This window comes from uncultured Nostoc sp. (genome assembly GCF_937863485.1).
Classification (GTDB): domain Bacteria; phylum Cyanobacteriota; class Cyanobacteriia; order Cyanobacteriales; family Nostocaceae; genus Nostoc.
The window spans coordinates 1-21,594 of sequence record NZ_CALMFY010000196.1; the positions used below are offsets into that span (position 1 = coordinate 1).

Consider the following 21,594-nt stretch of genomic DNA (forward strand, 5'->3'; position numbering starts at 1 on the left):
TTCACTCTCTCATCATTCTTATAGAGTGTATTATCCTTCTAATAGACTGTTTAATCCTTCTAAAAGACTCATTCATCCAGCTCAAAGACTCGTTCATCCACCTCAAAGACTCGTTCCCCATGCCCAATGCCCCATGCCCCATGCCCTAGATTTAGTGATGAGACGAGCGAAATAGATGACTATGTTCGGGATGATATAAACGCGATCGCCCTGTTGCTGTCGAGAGGGCTGGACTGATGATATAAAGTGTAGTGCGAATTAGTTTTTCTTTATGAGTGCAGTCTGCCATTTGATTAAGGGGGACAACCCTGATTTTTTCATCGGGCCATCCGATGCGAAAGCAAATTGCAATGGGGGTTTCGGCTGGGTAATGTTCAAGTAGTTTAGCTTGAGCATTTTCGACGTGACGCGCACTGAGATATAGGCAGAGGCTAGCCTGATGTGCTGCGAGAGAGGCTAATTCTTCGGTGGTGGGGACTTCTGTACGTCCGCTGATGCGTGTCAAAATGATGGTTTGGACTAAACCAGGGACAGTCAGTTCTACTTTGAGTTTGGCAGCAGCGGCTTGAAAGGCGCTGATACCAGGTATAACTTCAAAAGGGATATTTGCCTCTGCTAGGAGGTGCATTTGCTCGTGGATAGCGCTGTAAAGACTAGGATCGCCAGAATGAAGACGGACTAGAGATTTGTGCTGCGATCGCACCCGATCGATCATAATCGACAAAATCTCTTCTAAAGTCTGATTCGCAGTCCTAATTATCTCCGCATCTTTTCGGCAAAGTTCTAAAATCTCTTCGGGTACTAAAGAATCAGCAAATAAAATCACATCAGCAACAGCTAGTAGTCTCTGCGCCTTCACCGTTAATAAATCCGGATCTCCAGGGCCTGCTCCGACAATGTACACAGATGGTTCTATGGCATGTAGTGTTTTTTTATAGCTCAGATTTTCTGTATATTCACTTTTAGAAGAACACACGGCAATCCCTCAAAAAACTTTTTTAGTATTTTCTCAGTATCTTTCCGGATTCACCCTCTTTCCCTAGTAGAGAGTAATGGTAGATGCACCCTGGTTAAGCCCTAGAGAATACTCTGGGGCATTTTTTATTTTTTGGGCATTGAGTATTGGGCATTAGTTATTCTTTCTCCCCTGCTTCCTCATCTTCCACTCTCCCCATTTCCCTTAGGAGTAGGAACTACATCAGGTAAAGGGCGTTTGAGTAAGTAAAGCCAAGCTAATCCAACTAATCCCAATAAAATTCCTAGACTACTGACGACTTGTGCCATTTTTAACGGCCCCAGCATTAAGCTATCAGTGCGAAAACCTTCGATCCACAAGCGTCCTAAGCTATAGGCTGGCCAGTAAACTAGAAACAGCGTGCCTACTTTCAAGCGTGGCTTACCGGATAAAGACCGGAAAAACAAGGTTATTAATAGCGTAAACACCATTAAATCCCACAGAGATTCGTACAGGAAGGTGGGATGAAAGTAATCGAAACTAGCATACTCTAGAGGACGATGGTCTGGTGGAATATACAACTTCCAAGGTAAATCAGTCGGATCGCCAAAAGCCTCAGAATTAAAGAAATTGCCCCAACGTCCGATCGCCTGCCCTAAAATCAGCGAAGGCGCTACTAAATCTGCCAGTTGCCAAAAAGAAACCTGCTTGATTTTGGCAAAGATTAACGCAGCCAAAACGCCACCAAGAATCGCTCCATGAATGGCAATACCTCCTTCCCAGATCGCAAAGATTTTTCCTGGAGTTGGGGCATATTTTGACCACTCAAAGAAAACGTAATATAGCCGTGCGCCAGGAATTGCCCCAATCAACAACCAAAAAAACAAATCGCCTAGCAACTCCGGATTAACATTACGGCGCTTTGCCAAATCCTGGGAAAGGATGACGCCAATTAACACTGCTGTGGCAATCAATAAGCCATACCAGCGGATAGCTAATGGCCCTAATTTCACCAGAATTGGTCCTGGAGAAGTAAATTGAAACGCCAAAGGCAAGGTGGAAAAATCCAGTGCCATGAAAAATTACCTAGAAAAGTTCGTTAACTACCCGCGCACTTTACTAAGTACGGAGTTTTTTACGTCTCGAATACTGGAACTACACTTAAATCCTCCACAACATTATGGGGACGTAGGTAAAAATCCAGCATCCATATTTAGGAGTTTATAGCGGTTTTCGTTTGCATGAAATAACGTTGTTCAACCTCACCCCCAACCCCTCTCCAAAGCATCAAAGAGGGGGTAAGGTTGCGACTATATTGCACCGAAGTGAGAACCGCTATAGTTCCTAACGCCTAGTTGAGCATAACTTGTGCTACTAAAACAATTGAGTTTAGCATTCTTACTCAGAGCGCAAGATGGTAAATTTGAGTAAGTTACACAAAAGAGTTTCGATATAATCACCTAAACAACTTTGACATATCTAAAATTGTGATTGCTATTTATCCTGGTAGCTTCGACCCCATCACCTTGGGACACCTTGACCTCATCCAGCGCGGTAGTCGGCTGTTTGAGCGCGTGATTGTCGCTGTACTACGGAACCCCAACAAAATGCCACTTTTTAGCGTGCAGCAAAGGCTAGATCAGATCAGTCTTTCTACACAACATCTACCTAATGTAGAAGTAGACAGCTTCGACGGTCTTACCGTCAACTATGCTCAAATGCGACAAGCACAAGTTTTACTTAGGGGTTTACGGGCTGTGTCAGATTTTGAAGTGGAACTGCAAATGGCTCACACGAATAAAACTCTTTCTACCCAAATAGAAACAGTTTTTCTGGCAACCTCAAATGAGTATAGTTTTTTAAGTAGTAGTGTGGTAAAAGAGATTGCAAGGTTTGGTGGCTCTATCGATCATCTCGTTCCCCCACACATTGCCCTGGATATATACCAATGCTACAATCACAACTCTCCAATGTTGAACCCAATCTCAACGGAAGCAATCCCCCCCCTCAAGAGTATCTCAGTGGAGAGGGAAGCATAGATATTCAGCAGGAACTCAACCGCCTAGAGGAAATGGTTCTCTCTAGTCTCAGGATTCCGCTGACAGGACGCACTCTCATAGATGAAGAAAAGCTGCTCGATCAGCTTGATTACATCCGGCTTGCTTTACCATCGCTTTTTCAAGAAGCAGCAGCCATCCTTGACCAAAAGGATGAAATTCTGCTAGAAGCGGAAGAGTATGGACAGCAGGTTGTTGAGTCCGCGCAGGCAAAAAGAGCGCAAATTTTAGCTGAAAGCGATATTATTCAACAGGCAGAACAAGAAGCTGAACAACTGCGGCGACAAGTGCAACAAGAGTGTGAGGCAATGATGCAAGAAACACTCGCCGAAATTGACCGCAAACGGTATGCTTGTCAGCAAGAGTTAGAGCAAATGCGACAAACTGCGATCGCTCAGGCTCAAGAAATTGAAGATGGTGCTGATGCATATGCCGATGGCATCCTGGAAAATATTGAGCAGGATCTCAAAGAGATGTTGCGAGTTATCACCAACGGACGGCAACAATTGCAAATTGATAACCTCACCCAACGCAATTCACCTCCTGGCAAGAAAAGATAAACTGTAGTTTTAGCATTTACCAGTTTGGGCTGACGGGGTTGTAGAAAGATGGTTTGATGCATTTTTCTCATAGAGACGCAATGTACACATTCTGTCTGTACAAAAGATACTTTGCTAAAGGCGCGACAGCTGATTGAGTTAGTTGTGAGTATCAGGATATAACCAGGTTTTATCCAACCAGACCCAAAATTTATCAGGTTGTACAGTCAAACTAGAAGAAGAAGGTCTACTCTGTTTGTGAGCCACGTCTGCTTGGCACTTTTGCAATGTTTTCTGCCAACAGAGGAATATTATGTTAACTAGGTTGAAAGTTTCTGGTTTTAAGAACCTCGTTGATGTTGATGTGCGCTTCGGGCCATTTACTTGTGTAGCCGGAGCGAATGGGGTCGGTAAATCTAACTTATTTGATGCTATTAGGTTTTTGAGTGCGATCGCGGATATTCAACTAATTGAAGCTGCCTTATCTGTACGAGATGAAGGAGGGCGAACAGCTGATGTACGTAGTCTGTTTCACCGGGTTGGTGATGAATATGCAGATGAAATGTCCTTTGAGGCAGAAATGATAGTACCGGAGGAAGGCGTAGATGATTTAGGACAACAGGCAATAGCTAGTATTACCTTTCTCCGTTATTCTCTCACTTTAGCTTACCGTTCAGATCATAGTTTACGGTCTTTAGGATCGCTGCAAATCATCAAAGAAGAGTTAGTTCACATTAACCTTGGTGATGCCAGAAAAAACTTATTGTTTCCTCATAATGTTGAATGGCGTAAATCCGCAATTAAGGGAAAAAGAACTTCACCATTTATTTCAACTGAAGGTGATAAAGATAGGACAGTTATTAAGCTACATCAAGATGGTATTAAAGGGAAACCTCTGTCTCGATTAGCTGCCAATCTTCCCCGAACTGTGCTTTCTGTGGCTAATGCTGCCGAGAGTCCAACAGCCTTGCTAGCGCGAAGAGAGATGCAGTCTTGGCGGCTACTTCAACTAGAACCTTCTGCACTACGCCAACCAGATGAATTTACAGCACCTACAAAATTAGACATGGATGGCTCGCACTTAGCTGCAACACTCTATCACCTGGCCAGGTTAAATAAAAATCATCCCACAAATGGACTTTCTAATAATGAGGTCGAAGCGCGTGTTTATAGCCAGGTTGCTAATCGTTTAGCAAATTAATTGATGATGTAGGTGAAGTAGAAATTGACAGAGATGAACGACGGGAACTTCTGACTTTAATAGTGACTGCTAGAAATGGCACATCACATCCAGCTAGGGCTTTATCAGATGGAACCCTGAGATTTTTAGCTTTGGCGGTTTTGGAATTAGACTCACAAGCACAAGGTCTTTTGTGTTTAGAGGAACCGGAAAACGGCATTCATCCAGAGCGTATTCCTAAAATACTTAAATTACTTCAAGATATAGCTACTGATGTTGATGAAGCTATCGGTATAGATAACCCACTCCGCCAAGTTATTATTAACACTCATTCACCTTCTGTAGTGATGCAAGTACCTGATGACAGCCTATTGGTTGCTGAATTAAAGGAAACAGTAGATTCAGGGAAACGATTTAAGCGCGTATCTTTCGGTTGTCTTCCTGACACTTGGCGGCAAAAAGAGCCAGAAGGAGTGAATATTGTCCCAAAAGGTAAACTTCTTGCCTATCTGAATCCAGTAGTAATTGACAAATCAGAGCCTGATAGCAATGGAGAGGTAAAAACCTCCCAGCAATCCAAAGTAACACAAACCAAGAAACGCCGAGTTGTGGATAGAAATGACCTTCAACCATTAATTCCTGGTTTTCCTGCTGAATTGGTATGAAAGAACTTTGCTACACCTTCTTGTCAGATGGCAGTTCAGACAAAGCATTGATGTCTGTTCTTACTTGGTTATTACAGGTGAATCAGGTTGAGTGTGCTATTCAGTCACAATGGGCAGATTTGCGACGCTTACGTGAACCACCGAAAACCCTATCACTACGCATTATTAAAAGCCTAGAACTATATCCTTGCGATCTTTTGTTTGTTCACCGAGATTCACAACGAGAACCACGTGAAAAACGTGTGACGGAAATTCAAGAAGCTTTAAAAGAAGCTCTTCAATTAAGTGTTAAAGTACCACCTACTGTTTGTGTTATTCCAATCCGTATGCAAGAGGCGTGGCTTTTATTTGACAAAGTAGCACTACGGAAAGCAGCAGGAAATCCTTATGGGCATCAGTCATTAGAATTACCAGACATTCATAAACTTGAACAACTACCTGATCCTAAAGATATTCTTCATGAACTTATATGTAAAGCTAGTGGATTAACAGGTCGGCGGCTCAAGCAATTTTCGTCGGATAAGGTTAACGGATGTATTCATAGATTAGCAGAACTCATCAATGATTTTTCACCACTACGGGCTTTATCTGCTTTTCAAGCACTTGAGACTGAAATTAAAGAAGTTATAGAAATACAAAGTTGGTGTTTTGAGTCAGAAGATAATTAGCTACAATAATTTATATCTAAGTTAGACTAAGATTTACCTTCTATCCAAAATGAGTCAGCCTAATATTATTAGGTATAAATCTTAAATTAATTTTATACAAAGGTGCAAATAAGCAAAGAATTTATTTGCATCTTTGGGCAATAGATTTACAATGTGTAAGTGAAATCTTCGACTAGCATACCGGGAACTAAACTACCTCCTAGTTGGCGACTTTCGTATGTACCTACTTCGGGAATAAACTCTTGAAAATTGGTCAAATCTACTAAGTTTTCTCCCCAGAAGCGATAGAGACTTTCATCAAAACGTAAGTTTTCAATGGGAGCAATAATTTCTCCGTTTTCTACCCAAAAACAAGCATAACGGGTCATACCTGTAATTCTACCAGTTTGGCGATCGCTCCAATTCAAGTAATGCAAATTAGATACATATAATCCAGTATCTAAACTCGGAAAAATCTGCTCAAATACCAAATTTCCTGGACTCACTTCAGGCGCTCGTAAAGTCTCTGAAACATTAGCACCGTTGGCAATTTTTTGATATTCCTTAGCCGTTCGAGAATTCACTAAAGTATTTACCAAATATCCTTTTTCTATTACAGGTAACTCCGGTGCTGCGACTTCTCCTAATTCATTAAATCGCGGTACCAATCCTCGCTGAAAGTTTTCTTTCAAACTAAATGCAGTCGAAAGTTGTTTTTCTTGACGCCATAGAGCAGCTAAAGCACTGTTTCCTTGCTGAATATCAGCTTCGCTCACAGACCCCCAAGAAAGCATCATTAATAAATCTCCGACAGCAGCAGGTGCAAAATAAGTTTTGTACTGTCCCCGTGGCAATTCTTTAGCTGGACGAGAAAGCAATTCTAGTTGCTTTTTGGCTTCGCTGATTTTGGCTATATAAGCAGATTTATCCCAATTACTCCCTGCAAATGTTCCCTTAACTGCTTGTCCAGATATAGAGAAGAGAGAATAATCTAAGGTAAAAGAATCAGTAGCAAACCAGTGTTTTTGTCCGTTAGAATCACCATAAGCTTTAATTACAACACCTCCAGCGTATATGCCAGTAAAATCCAATTCAGTAACCAGTTCTAGCACATTGGGTACTACTACTTCCGCTGCCAATAAATTCCCCAAATGTACTTCCCGACTGGTGTTAGTTCCTGATGGTAAAACTAGATATGGATCGATGGGTAATAGAATAAGTTCGTTACGTAGTTCCTGCAAAGCAGCATATGTTAACTGCCAATCTACGTCCCAATTTCCAGTAAAGGGAAACTGTCGAACACTACTGCGCTGGTCTGCCATCAAAGTCAGTTCGATCCAACCATCAGCAACACAACCAGTTTGTCGCACTTTCGCATGATTGAAACGAGTAAACTGACTCCTTTCACTGCTTAGTTTCACAGTGAATTGTTCATTTTCTGCTTTTTTGTTCAGCAGAGTTTCAATCAGTTGATTAAAGCTGATTTCTAACGCAGATAATTCCTCAATTTTCATAGATATTAAATATTAATAGGGAATAGTGAGGGGGGAGGAAGTTAAGAATTAGGAGTGATGAGTGATGAATTATAAATTAAAAGTTGAAGAATTTTTTAATTCAAAACCTTTAACTCCTAACTCTTGTACAGACGCGATTAATCGCGTCTCTACTCCTAACTCCTAACTTTGCACTCTTTTAACTTCCTCCACCAAAAACTTCGACATTAGCAAATACACAAACAGGTGAACCATGTCCTACCCAGATGGCCTGATTTGGCTCTCCTTTACCACAATAAGGAGTACCATACATTTCCCAGTTGTCAGCATTTCCAACTTGGATTAAGCTGTGCCAAAACTCTGGTGTTGTGGCACGATAGTTAGGATTGCGGAGGGTTTTGGTGAGTTTACCATTTTCAATTAATTTAGCGTACTCGCAACCAAATTGAAATTTGTAGCGGCGATCGTCAATTGACCAAGATCGGTTAGATTCCATGTAAACGCCGTGTTCTATCCCAGCAATAATGTCTTCAAAGCTAGTGTTTAGAGGCTCTAAATTCAAGTTTGCCATGCGATCAATCGCTGGTCGATTCCATGAGGAAGCACGGGCACAGGCAACTCCTGGTACGCCTGCTCTTACTTGACTCTCCAGACTGCCTAAACCCCGTTGAAGTACACCTTCTTTTACCAAATACTCCCGCGTTGCTACAGCACCCGTATCATCAAAGCCATAGCTAGCAAATTCACCAGCCACAGTGGGATCAAAGGTAATATTCATCAGTGGCGAACCATATACTAGGTTGCCAAAATCACTTTTATTAACGAAGCTGCCCCCAGCATAGTTACGCTCATCTCCCAAAATTCGGTCAATTTCTAGGGGATGCCCGACACTTTCATGGATTTGCAGCATCATTTGGTCTGGGGCTAAAACTAAATTGGTACGGGTGGTTGGGCATTCTTCTGCTGTCAAGAGTTCTACTGCTTGTTCGCCAACTTGCCGTACTCGATGCCATAAGTCTTCTTGTTTTAAAAGCTCTAGTCCACCTTGGTAACAGTTTGATTGCGAGCCGTTGTTGCTGCGCTGCTGTACAACCGCTCCATCTTGGGCGGTGGCTCCGTAATTAGTGCTTATAGATAGTATTTTTTGATAGACTTCTGAGCCGTTGCTGCTAATAAACCAAGATTCTCTCTCAGTGGTGCTGGCACTGGCTATGGTTTGCACAATCTTGTCGTCAACTTTCAGCGTTTGGCAAATGCGAATTAGTAAATCGTTGATTTCTCCCGGACTCAGAGCATCCAATGGCTCAAGAAATGGGGATTTATATTCACCAACGACTTTAGGGCGCTCACTTTCATGGAAGGGATGTATCCACCATTCACTGGCTGCTAGTGCCTGTTTATAGGCTGTTTGAGCAGCGGCTTGTAAGGAAGACAGTTCCAGAGAGTTAGTAGCTGCATAACCCAGACAGCCATTAACTAAAACTTCCAGCATAGCTCCTACAGTGAAGGATTTGCCGTTTATCTGGGGTAAGGCGTCACGGACTAAACGGGTAGTAGAAGTCTCCTTTACGGCTCTAATACCGATCCAATCAGCGGGAATGTCGAAACTAGCGATCGCTTTTTTAAGTTCAGACCACATAATTTAAGGAATTGGAAATTGGGAATTGGGAATTGAGAATTGGGCATTGGGCATTGGTTATCAATTATTTTCCTCTGCCCTTGTTAATTCCGATGCCAGCGTGTACCATCACGGCTATCAATTAGCGTAATACCTTCTGCTTGAAGTTCGTCACGAATGCGATCGCTTTCGGCAAAATTTTTGGCAATACGTGCTTGTTGCCTTTGCTGAATTCGCGCTTCAATTTCCGCATCGCTTAAACCATTACTCGTGTGAGTTTCTGTTTCTATCTCGGCTTCTAAACCTAAGACTCCAGCTAATGTGACAAGAGTTTGCCATTGCCGCTGTAACTCATCTGGTGATGTTTCGGTTTTCCCTTCATGCACAAGAACATTTCCCTGACGACGCAGTTCTTTGGCTAATTCAAACAATACTGTTAATCCACCAGGAAAATTAAAGTCGTTATTCACAGTTTCTTGGAAGCGTTCAACAGTTTCAGGAAGTAGTGAGCCAGTTCCCAGTTCCCAACCTAGTTTTTTACCGTATTGGTAGCCGAACAGTAAACCTTCTTTAATGGTGTGCCAACCGTTGGTTGCTGCGGCGATCGCTTCATCGCTAAAATCAATTGGTGTGCGATATTGAGCAGTCAGTACAAACAACCGCACTGCCATCGGGTCAACTCCTCGATCCAGCAATTCTCGAATAGTGATAAAGTTGCCCAAAGATTTGGACATTTTTTCACCATCTACTGTCACCATGCCGTTATGCAACCAGTAACGCGCTAGGGGTTTTCCTGTCACAACCTCAGATTGGGCAATTTCATTTTCGTGGTGGGGAAAAATTAAGTCAGTACCACCAGCATGAATATCTATGGTATCACCCAAGCGATCGCGCACCATTGCCGAGCATTCTATATGCCACCCAGGACGACCTGCGCCCCAAGGTGATTCCCAAGCAGGTTCTCCCGGTTTTGCTGCTTTCCATAAAACAAAATCAAAGGGGTCTTTCTTTTTCTGGTATTCTGGATCATCCACGTTGACGCGATCGCTTTTCCCGGCTTGCATATCTTCTAACTTGCGTCCAGAAAGCTTGCCATACTCAGCAAACTGTCGTACTGGATAATACACATCACCGTCAGCAGGGTAAGCAAAACCCTTATTTTCCAACTCATGAATTAACCGCTGAATGCCATTGATTGTGTGGGTAGCACGGGGATACTCATCAGCTTCTTTAATCCCCAACCGCGCCATATCCTCAAAATATGCTTTGATAAAGCGATCGGCTACAGCTTCCATTGATGAATGTTCAACACAGGCTCGATTCAGAATCTTGTCATCAATATCAGTAAAATTTTGGATATATCGGACTTCATAGCCGATAAACTGGAGGTATCGGCGGATTACATCCCAAACAATGCAAGCTCTCGCATGACCCAAATGGCAGTAGTCGTACACAGTCACGCCGCAGTAATACATCTTAACCTTGCCTGATTCGACTGTTTCAAACGGTTCTTGACGACGGGTGAGGGTATTGTAAAGGGTTAGGGTCATAACAGAGTAATGCTGAAATAAGAAGATACGTAATAATAGGGTAAGGCAGCTGGGATGACAGTCCAGCATCCCTATGTTAATGTTTTCTGGACTATCTGCGCTACATTACTACTTTTGACTATTTGATAACAGCGCTATGCAATCAGCAGTTACACCCGAATCTTCGGCAATGGATACGCCCAAACAAGGAATGCCAGTAACAATTATTACGGGTTTCCTCGGTAGTGGCAAGACGACTTTACTTAATCATATCCTCAACAACCAACAGGGTTTGAAAACCGCTGTTTTAGTGAATGAATTTGGCGAAATTGGCATCGACAACGAGCTAATTGTTTCCACTGGTGAGAACATGGTGGAGCTCAATAATGGTTGTATCTGCTGCACTATTAATAATGATTTGGTAGATGCAGTTTACAAAGTTTTAGAACGCCAAGAAAATCTAGATTATTTAGTAGTGGAAACAACTGGATTGGCAGATCCGCTACCAGTAGCTTTAACATTTCTTGGTACAGAATTGCGGGATTTAACCCGCTTGGATTCGATTATTACCGTAGTAGACGCGGCGAATTACAGCCTAGATTTATTTAACTCTGAGGCGGCATACAGCCAGATTGCCTATGGCGATGTAATTGTGCTGAACAAAACAGATTTGGTTGATGAAGCCACTTTGAATGAGTTAGAAAGAAAAATTAACGAAGTAAAGGAAGGAGCGAGAATTATCCGCTCCACGCGATCGCAAGTGCCACTTCCTTTAATTCTGAGTGTTGGTCTATTTGAGTCTGATAAATATTTTGACACAGTGGTGGATGACCACGACCATCACGACCATGATGATCATGACCACTCAACATGCGGTCACGATCATCACGATCATGACCATGACCATCACGAGCATCACCATCATTCTGACCATTTAGAAAATGATGGTTTTACTTCCATATCTTTCCAAAGTGACAAGCCTTTTTCTATTAGGAAGTTTCAGTATTTCTTAGATAACCAGCTACCCTCAAATATCTTCCGAGCGAAGGGGATTATGTGGTTTGATGAAAGTCCAAAGCGTCATATTTTCCACCTTTGCGGTAAACGCTTCACCTTAGATGATGATGAATGGCAAGGTAAATTGAAAAACCAGCTAGTGCTGATTGGTCAAAATTTAGATCGTGAGGCTTTAATTACTCAACTCGAAAACTGTATTTGTCTACCTTCAACCTCTCGCGGTAAAGGCTTTGGCAAATAAAAGTTAAGAGTGAGGCGTTAAGAGTTTAATCCTCGTACTCGTTCCCAGGTTCCACCTGGGAATGCATTTTTAATGGCTCCGCCATCGATTTTGAGCAATGAAAATGAGAGAAGACATTGCTCTAAAATTGAAACGTTGATCAACGTTTAGATTAAAATGCGCGTTGTTATCCAGCGAGTTAAATCATCTCAAGTTACAGTTAATGATGAAATTGTCGGCAAAATTGGGCGGGGGCTAAATTTACTTGTGGGTATTGCCAATACCGATACTGATGCTGAAATCGACTGGATGGTGCGTAAGTGCTTGGAATTGCGGCTGTTTCCTGACCAAGAAGGAGACGAGCGTTGGCAAAAATCTGTACAAGAAATTGGCGGCGATTTGTTAGTAGTCAGCCAGTTTACCCTTTACGGTGACTGTCGCAAAGGTCGCCGTCCTTCTTTTGACCGTTCAGCCGCTCCCCAGTCAGCAGAAGCTTTGTATAATCGTTTTGTTACCAAGTTAAGAGCTAGCGGTTTGCAGGTGGAAACAGGTCAATTTGGTGCAATGATGCAAGTTACAATTGAAAACGATGGCCCCGTTACTTTGTTACTTGAAAAATAAGCAGTTTAAGTATATACACTAGAAAGAGGAATAACAGTAGCCTGTAGACCGTGGTGTTCTAATTGATGAGAGAATATTAAATTAACCATCACAAAAGTTTAAATTCACTCATCATGGCGAAAATCCAGTTTTCTAAAGGTATTGACGAAGAAGTAACTCCAGAGGTGCGCCTGACGCGATCGCGCAGTGGCGAAAGTGGTACAGCGACGTTTATTTTTACCAATCCAAAGATTTTAGATCAAAATAGCACCGAAGACATTACCGGGATGTACTTGATTGACGAAGAAGGGGAGATAATTACCCGTGAAGTTAAGGGTAAGTTTGTCAACGGAAAACCAGAAGCATTAGAAGCAGTTTACGTGATGAAATCTCCCCAAGAATGGGATCGCTTCATGCGCTTCATGGAACGGTATGCTGAAGAAAACGATCTTGGACTTAGCAAAGCTGAAAAATAGGGCATTGGGCATTGGGCATAGGTAATTTTTTCATGTCCAATGCGCCATTCTCCGTGCCCAATTGCCCATTATCAAAAGTTAAAAGTTTAACCTATGACACAACAACCCCATCCAGATTCGCTTGGAATTATGGTAACTTCTGCTGTGGTTACTGTCAGCGATACACGCACTTTAGAAACAGACAAAAGTGGCCAGCTAATTCAGCAGTTACTCCTTGATGCTAACTATGCTGTAGGAGCCTACACAATTATCAAAGATGAACCAACACAAATTCAAGGGCAGATAGAAAGTCTGGCTAAAAGCTCAAATTTGGATGCTGTAATTTTCAATGGTGGTACAGGTATTGCACCAAGAGATACCACCTACGATGCTATTGAGAAATTACTAGAGAAAACCTTACCAGGATTTGGTGAGTTATTTCGTTTTTTAAGTTATCAAGAAATTGGTTCACGGGCGATCGCTTCTCGCGCTGTTGCTGGTGTTTATCAAGATAAATTAATCTTTTCGCTTCCTGGTTCTACTAATGCTGTGCGACTGGCGATGGAAAAATTGATTTTGCCCGAACTCGTTCACTTAGTAAGTCAGGTTTGTAAGGGGTTGAAATGAGCAGAGTTCACACGAACCACCCATTAATCTCATCCTTTCTATACATGGATATTGAAACTATCGAGAGATAATTATAGTTAAAGAAATAAGATGTTGATATCAGGTTAGTCATGGAGTTTATTTACTGGAATTGCATAATTGCTCACGGCATTACTGCATTTTCATACTTTGGCATACCTACAGTAATAGGGTTTTTCTTTGCCAAAACTAAGGCAACTATCCCTTCTAAATTTTGGCTAGCCTTTTTATTATCAGGTGGATTCGTACTATTTTGCGGATTTCATCACCTTTTGGCGGTCTTTGAGCCACATCTAGTAGTGTCCTTACTGCACTTAGGCATACTTGATCTAATGGCGTTTATTTCCTTGTCTGCCTTAGTTTACCTGACGCCAACCGCTTATCAGATTGTAGAGGCGATCGCCAGATATCAAAAAGATACCCACGAACTTCAATGCGTGCAGCAGATACAACAGCTATTTCTAGATCAGGGCCCGTTTGGAGCCTATATCAAAGATGAGCAATCTAGAGTCCTTTACTACAACCAGGAGCTACAGTCTAGATTTTCGCTAGATCCACAAGAATGGATGGGGAAAAAAAATAGTGAATTCTTTCCAGATCCAGAAAAGGGGCAGCAGATAATGGAAAACGATCAAATCGTTTTGAAGACTCTACGCCCCTTGAAGCTGATTGAAGAGGTAAAGATGGCTGGTAATGAGCAGCCGTGCTACTGGCTATCGTTTCAGTTTCCGTTTAGCGATTACGCAACAGGCACTTGGTGCTTCGGTGGGATTAGTATCGATATTACAGAATCCATAGAAACACAGCGATCGCTCACTGACATAAATCAGCTGCTAGAAAAGAAAATACTGAAACTAGAGGCAAAAAAATCTGAATTTATATATCTCTCAGAGATGGCGGATATGCTTTATTCCTGCGAGTCTGAAGATGAGGTGTATCAAGTGGTCGCTTTAACCTGTGAGAAGCTGTTTCCTAATATGAGTGGTTGTATCAATATAATTGCTAATTCCAAAAATTATCTTCAGATGAATCGTACTTGGGCAGGTAAAATAACCAGTAAAGAAGTATTTTCACTATCTGATTGTTGGGCATTACGGAGAGGAAAATTAAACCTTTTCTCACCTTCACTTGGTAATGGAGGACTGATATGCAACCACTTAATACCGCCTGTTAGCGGCGCACATTTATGTGTTCCATTGTATGGACAAAGCGAATTAATTGGCATTTTACACGTCCATACCCTTGAAGAAATCAGCCCAGAATCTCAACAAGTTGCTGAGATTATTGCTAGAATCTTAGGCTTTGCACTGAATAATCTATTGAGCAAACAACGTCTAACCTATGATAACTTGCGGGATGGGTTGACCCAACTATTCAAGCAAAGCTATATGCAAACCATAACGGAACAAAGGCTAGCGGAAGCTAATCGATCAGGACAACCTCTTAGTGTTATTTTCCTTGATATCGATAACTTCAAATCTTACAACTCGCGCTATGGGCATGTGACTGCCAACATTGTTCTCCAGGAATTAGCAAAGCTGCTGTTAAAATCTATTCGCTCCTTTGACATTGCTTGCAGATGGGGTGGTGAAGAATTTGTGATTGTGATGCCTAATATGACACTGGAAACGCTCAAGATGCGAGTAGAACAACTAAGGGTAGATGTTGAACAAATGCAATTGAAGGACGGTGATCAGATCCTCGAAAGCATCACCGCTTCTTTTGGAATAGCTGTATCAGAACCAGGGATTACGGTTAAGGATTTTTTGAATCGGGCAAATCAAGCGATGCTTGAAGCAAAGCGAACTGGAAAGAATCGGGTTATGGAGTATGTAAATACCTGTAATTAATAATTCATAACACCAGAAACAGTGAAATAGGTAGCCTTTCAGTTGGCATCAAGTGTCATTTCCAGCATAGAAATCAGAAACTCATAAATTTCCCGTATAAAAAAACAACTCCCTGAAGATGTGGGAGTTGTCATTTTGGATTCGAGCAGTTTTTCAAACGATTCAGAATGGAGCGATGCCTGGGGCGGGCTGCGCCTACGCCAAGCAGATAGCAGCCAATATAGCAGCGATGACATAAAATACTCCAACCACTTGCAATTCTGACCAGCCAGTCAGTTCTAAATGATGGTGTAGGGGTGCCATTTTGAAAAGGCGCTTGCCTTTGCCATCAGGGCCCTTAGTGGCTTTGTAATAACTTACCTGTGCCATCACAGAAAGAGTTTCTACGAAGAAGATACCACTGAGAATGAACAGAGCTACTAAGGTGTTTGTCAATAGCCCTACAGCAGCTAAAGCTCCTCCCAGTGCTAAAGAACCAGTATCTCCCATGAAAACGCGGGCTGGGTTACGATTATGGGCTAAGAAACCTAAACACCCACCACTTAAAGCAGCACAGAAAACCATCAACCCAGGTGCTGTAGGTGCAATCAGGGCACCTAATGCCAAAAGTGCGATCGCTACTGTTCCTGCCGCCAAGCCATCAATACCATCTGTTAAATTAGTCGCATTACTTTCTGCAACTAGTACAAAACCTGCTAATGGCCAAAATAGGAATCCTAAAGGTAGTGTGAAGCTCACCCAAGGCAAAGCAATATTTGTAATATTAGAAGGTTGATTATACATCAGCCATAGACAAAACACTGCGGCAAAACTCACCTGCAAAGCTAGTTTAAGTTGGGGAGATATACCTTTATTTGACTTCCGGCGCAGAATTTGCCAATCGTCGAGCCAGCCAATCAATCCGTAGCTGATTGTCAATGTCGAAACTGCAAGCACATCTGTAGCAAAGTTAGACAATATGCAGGCAATTATCACACCTATAGGTATGAAAAATATACCGCCCATTGTTGGGGTGCCTGCCTTTTTTAGATGGGCTTGGGGCCCATCTTCGCGGATTATTTGTCCAGTTTTCAGGGCTTGAAGTAGGGGTATTACCCAATAGCCCACGACACCTGAACCCAGCGCACACAAGAGTAGTGGCAAGGTCAACGACATACTTTGCCAGGGTAGCCGATTGGCCATTGAATCCAAGCAAAATGCTGTTGTACCTAGCCCTACGGCTAATAAAGAGGCTAGAGCGATTCCAGAAATATTTAATCCTTGCTCAGGAGATAATTTAGCGTCCACAGAAGTTTCCCTTCACTCCACACTTATAAAACTGAATATCAGGAACTAGGGATACTACCAAGTCCCTAGCCTGAAAAGGCTAATCCTCGGCGATTCCTATATTGTCATCATCATCAAGGTCGTAGCCAATTCCATCTTCTACACCCATTAGGGAGTCTATTTCTTCTTCGTCATCTTGAAAATCCGGTTCGTGAACGTCACGCGTTATGATCCGACCATTGGTTTGCAACCAGTCCAACAAAGAGGACTCTTGCTTTAAGGGGATGACATCGGCTCGTTGGTTACGGGGGTCTTCACGTAATGGAGAGTTCAACATATCGAGGAGGACAAGAAAAGGTATACGTAAGTTGACATTTAGAGTCTATCACTTGACACGGATTAATTTAGTTATCTTTTCAACCCTTTAGTTGAGAAATCCGCATTCCGATAGAAATTTTTTATTTAATAGGCATATGGCTTAGGTCAAGCGATTATTAGTAACTTTTATGGCTCTACACATAGGTGATGAATATCTTGTTTATGCTGATGGAAACTGAGTGATTTTAGAGGTGACAGGCGATGATGGCAAAAGCGGCTCTTATAGATGCGATCGCACTTACTGATCGCGGTTTATTGGCGACCCAAGCACAGAAACAGACTATCCTAGCTGCGATCGCCAATTTAGAAGACTTTAATCCTACACCCCGTCCGGTGGAAGCTAGTAATTTGCTAAATGGCGATTGGCGATTACTATACACCACTAGCAAGGCTCTTTTAAACTTAGATCGTTTACCTTTTTGCAAACTTGGTCAAATCTATCAGTCTATCCGGGTAGATACTGCCAGTGTTTACAACATAGCTGAGATTTCTGGTTTACCTTATTTAGAAGGATTAGTCAGCGTAGCTGCTAAATTTGAGCCAGTTTCAGAGCGGCGTGTCCAAGTGAAATTTGAGCGGTCTATTATCGGCTTACAACGTTTAATAGAATACAATTCTCCGGTAACTTTTATCCAACAAATTGAAGCAGGTAGAAAATTTCCGGCGATTGATGTTCCAATAAAAAGTGATCAACAGCAAGGCTGGTTAGATATCACTTATATAGATAACGATCTGCGGATCGGCAGAGGTAACGAGGGCAGCGTGTTCGTATTGAGTAAAACATAAGTTTGTGCAAAGATCCTGTTGCGAACGAAGGTACGCTATAATGTGTACCTTGTCAAGTAGGTTATAATACCATTTGAAATTTGGGATGTGCCAGGGGAGTGAAAGCGGGGAAGCAGTTCTTGCTGGGAGCAGAGAGGAAAGAGGTAATTTTAATTCTCACCCTTGCACCCTACCCCCTGCCCCTGTGCCTCTTATCCCCCAAACCCAATGCCCAAATCAGACAAATAACATAACAAAGACTCTTGCTGCGACCATAAGGTTGTAGAGTGAAATAAATTAGCCCTCTAGATTGGCGTATTGATAACTAAAAGGGAAAATAATCATGGTTCAACGTGGTTCTAAAGTACGTATTCTCCGCCCTGAATCCTACTGGTTTCAGGATCTAGGAACTGTGGCTTCCATAGACCAAAGCGGCATCAAATACCCTGTAATTGTCCGCTTTGACAAGGTAAATTACGCTGGAATCAATACCAACAACTTTGCTCAAGATGAATTAGTGGAGGTTGAAGCACCAAAGGCTAAACCACCTAAAAAATAAGCAGCAAAGCTACAAGGGGGTTGTTTGATGCGATGATGAAGGGAAATCTGAAGTATGAAGTCTGAAGTGTGAAACTTTCAGTTTATTCATCCTTCATCCTAGCCTACCCTAATCTCCGAGAAGCCGCCCTGCGGGTGATTTACGGTTTCTCTTTGGTAGTACTACGAGCCACTTACGGCTGTGTAAGTTACTACCCCATCTTTTCTTCCTTGATCTCTCAAGTACATCAAAATTGCCTGCTAAAGTCAGCTTGAATGCCTGAACTGCCTGAAGTTGAAACAGTCCGAAGGGGTCTAAATCAATTGACCCTCAACCAAGAAATCACGGGGGGAGATGTGTTGCTCGATCGCACCATCGCCTACCCGTTTTCTGTTGGTGAGTTTGTTGATGGAATTAAAAAGAATGCCATCGCTACTTGGCATCGTCGTGGTAAATATCTCCTCGCCGAACTCGCTCCCTCATCCTCTTCCCCTTCCTCAAGCAGTTGGCTAGGGGTTCATCTGCGAATGACTGGTCAACTACTATGGCTGCATCGAGATGAACCATTACATAAGCACACGCGGGTGAGATTATTCTTTGGGGAGCAGCAGGAATTGCGTTTTGTTGATCAGCGTACCTTCGGTAAAATTTGGTGGGTTCCGCCTGGTGTTGCTGTAGAAAGCATTATGACTGGTTTGGCAAAACTGGCAGCAGACCCATTTTCGCCCGAATTTACTGTGGAATATCTAGCTCTCAAACTCAAAAACCGCCGCCGTCCGATTAAGACTGCGCTACTCGATCAATCGGTGGTGGCGGGATTAGGTAACATTTATGCCGATGAAGCATTGTTTAAGAGTGGAATTTTACCTGAAACCTTGTGTATAGATTTGCAGCTAAAGCAAATTGAGCGTTTGCGAACAGCCATAATTCAAGTTTTAGAAACCAGTATTGAAGCTGGTGGTACGACTTTTAGTAATTTCTTAAGTGTTAAGGGTGTCAACGGTAACTATGGTGGTGTTGCCTGGGTTTATAACCGCGCTGGAGAACCCTGTCGAGTTTGTGGCACACCAATTCAACGGATTAGGTTAGCTGGGCGTTCTAGTCACTTTTGCCTACAGTGTCAAACACTGCGGGGAGTTAGAAGTTAAGAATTAGGAGTTAGGAGTTTTTACTTCTAACTCCTAACTCTCTTAAAATGCAGATGAAACAAGTTACAAATTTGAGAGGAGAATTCATGGCAATTAAAAAAGGAGATATGGTTCGCGCTATCCGCGAGAAACTGGAAAACAGTCTGGAAGCAAAAGCCAGTGATACTCGGTTTCCTTCTTATTTGTTTGAAACCAAGGGCGAAATTGTAGATGTCAAGGGTGATTACGCCCTGATTAAGTTTGGGAAAGTGCCAACACCTAATATTTGGTTACGTGTGGATCAACTCGAAGAGTTTAAATAATTAAACGCCTTGAGACTGAAGTCCTTAGAGTTAGCCATATCCCGCCCTGTACTGAAGTACGGCGGCTCAAAGCTACTGTCCACTGAAAGTGGACTGAAATCTTTGCTTAGAGGATGTTTGTAAAGTATCAAGTTGTATAAAGATCCCCTAAACCTAAATGTGAGGTTGTTTGACTTTTTCGCAACCTCAAAATCACAGCAAAAACAAAAGGCAGCAGGTTCAAATCCCGCTGCCTTATTTGTTAGGTATTCCAAAATTTATCACTTTTCACCGAATCTGGAAAACCTCACTTCCATACTTCTATTCCTCTCCCCTAAAAGGGGAGAGGCTTTGAATTCTCCCCATTTCCTACAAGGGTTGGGGCTGGGGGGTTAGGTTTGGCATTAACGGCGGTAATCTTGATCTGCGGGGTCGCCATAGGGGTCTTCGCTGGCTGGGCGGACGGCACCAAACTCTCCTTGGTCTGCGGGTTCGCCGTAAGGGTCTTCACTAGCTGGGCGAACGTTGCCGTAAGACGAGATATCTGCGGGGTCGCCATAAGGGTCTTGACTGGCTGGAATAACGTTGCCGTAAGATGCCGCATCTGCGGGGTCGCCGTAGGGGTCTTCGCTGGCTGGACGTACATTGCGATCGCGGAATTCGGCATCTTGGTCAACTTGATCGCCGTTCGATCCCAAAAGGAAATCTTTCGCCTTTCGCAAAAAGTCATCTACCATAATCTGTCTCCTGATTTTAGTTCGTGTTTCCGACGTGCGCGATCGGCGTTATCCTCCAGGAAACCCGCTTTATGATTTACACACGCTTCGCTATCTAGAGAGCCGGAGCTGCGGATGAAGTGATGCCACTTAGATCGCGACCTGTAGTATTCCCGTTATAGCCTTGGAATTGCCGATACTTTTGTGCCTCAGACTCCGGTACTCGAATTCCTTCTGATGGTGCACTTACCCAATGAGCGCGATGTTCAGCATCACGGTAGTATACACGCCCATTCTTGGAAAGATAGTACTTACCTTGCGCTCCTTCTTGTGAAGCGTTCTTATGCTGGTTGTAGAGGTAATAAAGTCCTGCTGCTCCTGCCAAAAGCGCCACTTTCTGCCCTGTAGAAAAGCCCTTCTTAGCTTCAGGTTGGTTTCGATTGTTGCTCACTGTTCTACCAACACTATCATCAACAGGTGGTGGCACAGTAGCATTCCGGGAACCGCCTCCGCAGCTACTCAACAAGGGTACTGTTAACAATGCTGAAAGCAGCACTGCAAATAGACGCGAAACTACTTTACGTTCTTTATATATTGTGTTCATCGGATTTCATCATCACCTGTATTTGCTAAAAGCCTTGCTGTTGCAAAAACAAAGTTGGAGTTCCTGTTATTTCCCCTGTAATTGAAAAAACATATACCACTCAATGCACAACTGCACAGCTACAGCGTTTCTCTGTCATGATGATTGATTTGTTCAAGTATTTCATCCTGCCTTTGAGAGAAACTGCATTCATCCTAAGGAAATATCTTTAGGACTTACGCACAAGAGATCCCCCCTTAAAAAATTGGGTCTTTGGTTCCCCCCTTTTTAAGCAACGGTGTACACACAAGTCGGAAAAACTTCATCCACCAAAGATTTGCAATGAAGCAGCGCTCTTGGTAGGGAAACCCTTCCGCAGGCGACTGCTGTTAGGGCAGCGTAAAGCCTGCGGCATGGCAACTCTTAGAGACGCTCTTGCGTTCGCTTAG

Annotated in this window: 23 protein-coding genes; 14 read left to right on the forward strand and 9 right to left on the reverse strand. The window is 42.8% G+C overall.

Going from position 1 to position 21,594, the window contains the following annotated elements; all coding sequences use genetic code 11:
• Positions 1 to 151: 151 nt before the first annotated feature.
• Both cobM and lgt read right to left on the reverse strand, forming a co-directional pair.
• Positions 152 to 976: a precorrin-4 C(11)-methyltransferase gene (gene cobM, locus Q0541_RS26600; protein WP_298918120.1), complete on the reverse strand. Its 825-nt coding sequence runs from the start codon at positions 974 to 976 to the stop codon at positions 152 to 154.
• Positions 977 to 1,155: 179 nt separating this feature from the next.
• Positions 1,156 to 2,031 (reverse strand): prolipoprotein diacylglyceryl transferase, encoded by an 876-nt coding sequence (lgt, locus tag Q0541_RS26605; RefSeq protein WP_298918123.1) that lies wholly within the window; start codon positions 2,029 to 2,031, stop codon positions 1,156 to 1,158.
• Positions 2,032 to 2,442: 411 nt separating this feature from the next.
• On the opposite strand from lgt, the gene coaD reads away from it, so the two are divergent.
• The 5 genes from coaD (at position 2,443) to Q0541_RS26630 (ending at position 6,064) form a co-directional block, all read left to right on the forward strand.
• Positions 2,443 to 2,994: a pantetheine-phosphate adenylyltransferase gene (gene coaD, locus Q0541_RS26610; protein ID WP_273763736.1), complete on the forward strand. Its 552-nt coding sequence runs from the start codon at positions 2,443 to 2,445 to the stop codon at positions 2,992 to 2,994.
• A complete protein-coding gene (locus Q0541_RS26615; RefSeq protein WP_298918128.1) occupies positions 2,904 to 3,572 on the forward strand; it encodes a DivIVA domain-containing protein in 669 nt (222 codons plus the stop codon). The genes coaD and Q0541_RS26615 overlap by 91 nt, the downstream gene beginning before the upstream one ends.
• Positions 3,573 to 3,864: 292 nt before the next feature.
• Complete coding sequence (locus tag Q0541_RS26620) at positions 3,865 to 4,752, forward strand: AAA family ATPase (protein WP_298918131.1); 888 nt, start codon at positions 3,865 to 3,867, stop codon at positions 4,750 to 4,752.
• A 62-nt stretch (positions 4,753 to 4,814) separates the two neighbouring features.
• Complete coding sequence (locus Q0541_RS26625; protein WP_298918134.1) at positions 4,815 to 5,396, forward strand: AAA family ATPase; 582 nt, start codon at positions 4,815 to 4,817, stop codon at positions 5,394 to 5,396.
• Positions 5,393 to 6,064: a hypothetical protein gene (locus Q0541_RS26630; protein ID WP_298918137.1), complete on the forward strand. Its 672-nt coding sequence runs from the start codon at positions 5,393 to 5,395 to the stop codon at positions 6,062 to 6,064. Before Q0541_RS26625 ends, Q0541_RS26630 begins: the two co-directional genes overlap by 4 nt.
• A gap of 146 nt (positions 6,065 to 6,210) precedes the next feature.
• Here the strand turns inward: Q0541_RS26630 and Q0541_RS26635 are convergent, their stop codons facing one another.
• The 3 genes from Q0541_RS26635 to cysS form a co-directional block, all read right to left on the reverse strand.
• Positions 6,211 to 7,557, reverse strand: coding sequence for a TldD/PmbA family protein (locus tag Q0541_RS26635; RefSeq protein ID WP_298918139.1), 1,347 nt, complete (start codon positions 7,555 to 7,557; stop codon positions 6,211 to 6,213).
• Positions 7,558 to 7,735: 178 nt separating this feature from the next.
• The gene (locus Q0541_RS26640) at positions 7,736 to 9,175 is read right to left on the reverse strand and encodes a TldD/PmbA family protein (protein WP_298918144.1); all 1,440 of its coding nucleotides are present in this window, start codon (positions 9,173 to 9,175) and stop codon (positions 7,736 to 7,738) included.
• An 83-nt stretch (positions 9,176 to 9,258) separates the two neighbouring features.
• Positions 9,259 to 10,704 carry a cysteine--tRNA ligase gene (gene cysS / locus Q0541_RS26645; protein WP_298918147.1) on the reverse strand — a complete coding sequence of 482 codons (1,446 nt, stop codon included), beginning with the start codon at positions 10,702 to 10,704 and terminating at the stop codon, positions 9,259 to 9,261.
• Between the two features lie 136 nt (positions 10,705 to 10,840).
• Here cysS and Q0541_RS26650 point away from each other — a divergent pair, with 136 nt between their 5' ends.
• From Q0541_RS26650 to Q0541_RS26670, 5 genes are all read left to right on the forward strand, one after another.
• On the forward strand, positions 10,841 to 11,941 hold the full coding sequence (locus tag Q0541_RS26650) for a GTP-binding protein (protein ID WP_298918150.1): 1,101 nt from the start codon (positions 10,841 to 10,843) through the stop codon (positions 11,939 to 11,941).
• Positions 11,942 to 12,097: 156 nt separating this feature from the next.
• Positions 12,098 to 12,541 carry a D-aminoacyl-tRNA deacylase gene (gene dtd / locus Q0541_RS26655; RefSeq protein WP_298918153.1) on the forward strand — a complete coding sequence of 148 codons (444 nt, stop codon included), beginning with the start codon at positions 12,098 to 12,100 and terminating at the stop codon, positions 12,539 to 12,541.
• 113 nt (positions 12,542 to 12,654) lie between these two features.
• Positions 12,655 to 12,996 carry a photosystem II reaction center protein Psb28 gene (psb28, locus tag Q0541_RS26660; RefSeq protein ID WP_298918156.1) on the forward strand — a complete coding sequence of 114 codons (342 nt, stop codon included), beginning with the start codon at positions 12,655 to 12,657 and terminating at the stop codon, positions 12,994 to 12,996.
• A 93-nt stretch (positions 12,997 to 13,089) separates the two neighbouring features.
• Entirely contained in the window at positions 13,090 to 13,602 is a 513-nt protein-coding gene (locus Q0541_RS26665) for a MogA/MoaB family molybdenum cofactor biosynthesis protein (protein ID WP_298918159.1), read from the forward strand.
• A gap of 110 nt (positions 13,603 to 13,712) precedes the next feature.
• Positions 13,713 to 15,470, forward strand: a complete 1,758-nt coding sequence (locus tag Q0541_RS26670; RefSeq protein WP_298918162.1) for a diguanylate cyclase — start codon at positions 13,713 to 13,715, stop codon at positions 15,468 to 15,470.
• A gap of 195 nt (positions 15,471 to 15,665) precedes the next feature.
• Here the strand turns inward: Q0541_RS26670 and mraY are convergent, their stop codons facing one another.
• Positions 15,666 to 16,757 (reverse strand): phospho-N-acetylmuramoyl-pentapeptide-transferase, encoded by a 1,092-nt coding sequence (gene mraY, locus Q0541_RS26675; protein ID WP_298918165.1) that lies wholly within the window; start codon positions 16,755 to 16,757, stop codon positions 15,666 to 15,668.
• 79 nt (positions 16,758 to 16,836) lie between these two features.
• Positions 16,837 to 17,073, reverse strand: a complete 237-nt coding sequence (locus Q0541_RS26680) for a DUF3134 domain-containing protein (protein ID WP_273763753.1) — start codon at positions 17,071 to 17,073, stop codon at positions 16,837 to 16,839.
• Positions 17,074 to 17,315: 242 nt separating this feature from the next.
• Here Q0541_RS26680 and Q0541_RS26685 point away from each other — a divergent pair, with 242 nt between their 5' ends.
• The 4 genes from Q0541_RS26685 (at position 17,316) to Q0541_RS26700 (ending at position 19,867) form a co-directional block, all read left to right on the forward strand.
• Positions 17,316 to 17,900, forward strand: coding sequence for a PAP/fibrillin family protein (locus Q0541_RS26685; RefSeq protein ID WP_298918169.1), 585 nt, complete (start codon positions 17,316 to 17,318; stop codon positions 17,898 to 17,900).
• 322 nt (positions 17,901 to 18,222) lie between these two features.
• Positions 18,223 to 18,438 carry a photosystem I reaction center subunit IV gene (locus Q0541_RS26690; protein WP_298918172.1) on the forward strand — a complete coding sequence of 72 codons (216 nt, stop codon included), beginning with the start codon at positions 18,223 to 18,225 and terminating at the stop codon, positions 18,436 to 18,438.
• Positions 18,439 to 18,692: 254 nt separating this feature from the next.
• Complete coding sequence (locus tag Q0541_RS26695; protein ID WP_298918175.1) at positions 18,693 to 19,565, forward strand: DNA-formamidopyrimidine glycosylase; 873 nt, start codon at positions 18,693 to 18,695, stop codon at positions 19,563 to 19,565.
• An 86-nt stretch (positions 19,566 to 19,651) separates the two neighbouring features.
• Positions 19,652 to 19,867, forward strand: a complete 216-nt coding sequence (locus tag Q0541_RS26700) for an NAD(P)H-quinone oxidoreductase subunit O (protein WP_298918180.1) — start codon at positions 19,652 to 19,654, stop codon at positions 19,865 to 19,867.
• Between the two features lie 383 nt (positions 19,868 to 20,250).
• On the opposite strand, the gene Q0541_RS26705 is transcribed toward Q0541_RS26700, so the two are convergent.
• Together Q0541_RS26705 and Q0541_RS26710 are read right to left on the reverse strand one after the other, a co-directional pair.
• The gene (locus tag Q0541_RS26705) at positions 20,251 to 20,583 is read right to left on the reverse strand and encodes a translation initiation factor (protein ID WP_298918183.1); all 333 of its coding nucleotides are present in this window, start codon (positions 20,581 to 20,583) and stop codon (positions 20,251 to 20,253) included.
• Positions 20,584 to 20,677: 94 nt separating this feature from the next.
• Positions 20,678 to 21,166, reverse strand: coding sequence for a hypothetical protein (locus Q0541_RS26710; RefSeq protein WP_298918187.1), 489 nt, complete (start codon positions 21,164 to 21,166; stop codon positions 20,678 to 20,680).
• Between the last annotated feature and the right edge of the window lie 428 nt (positions 21,167 to 21,594).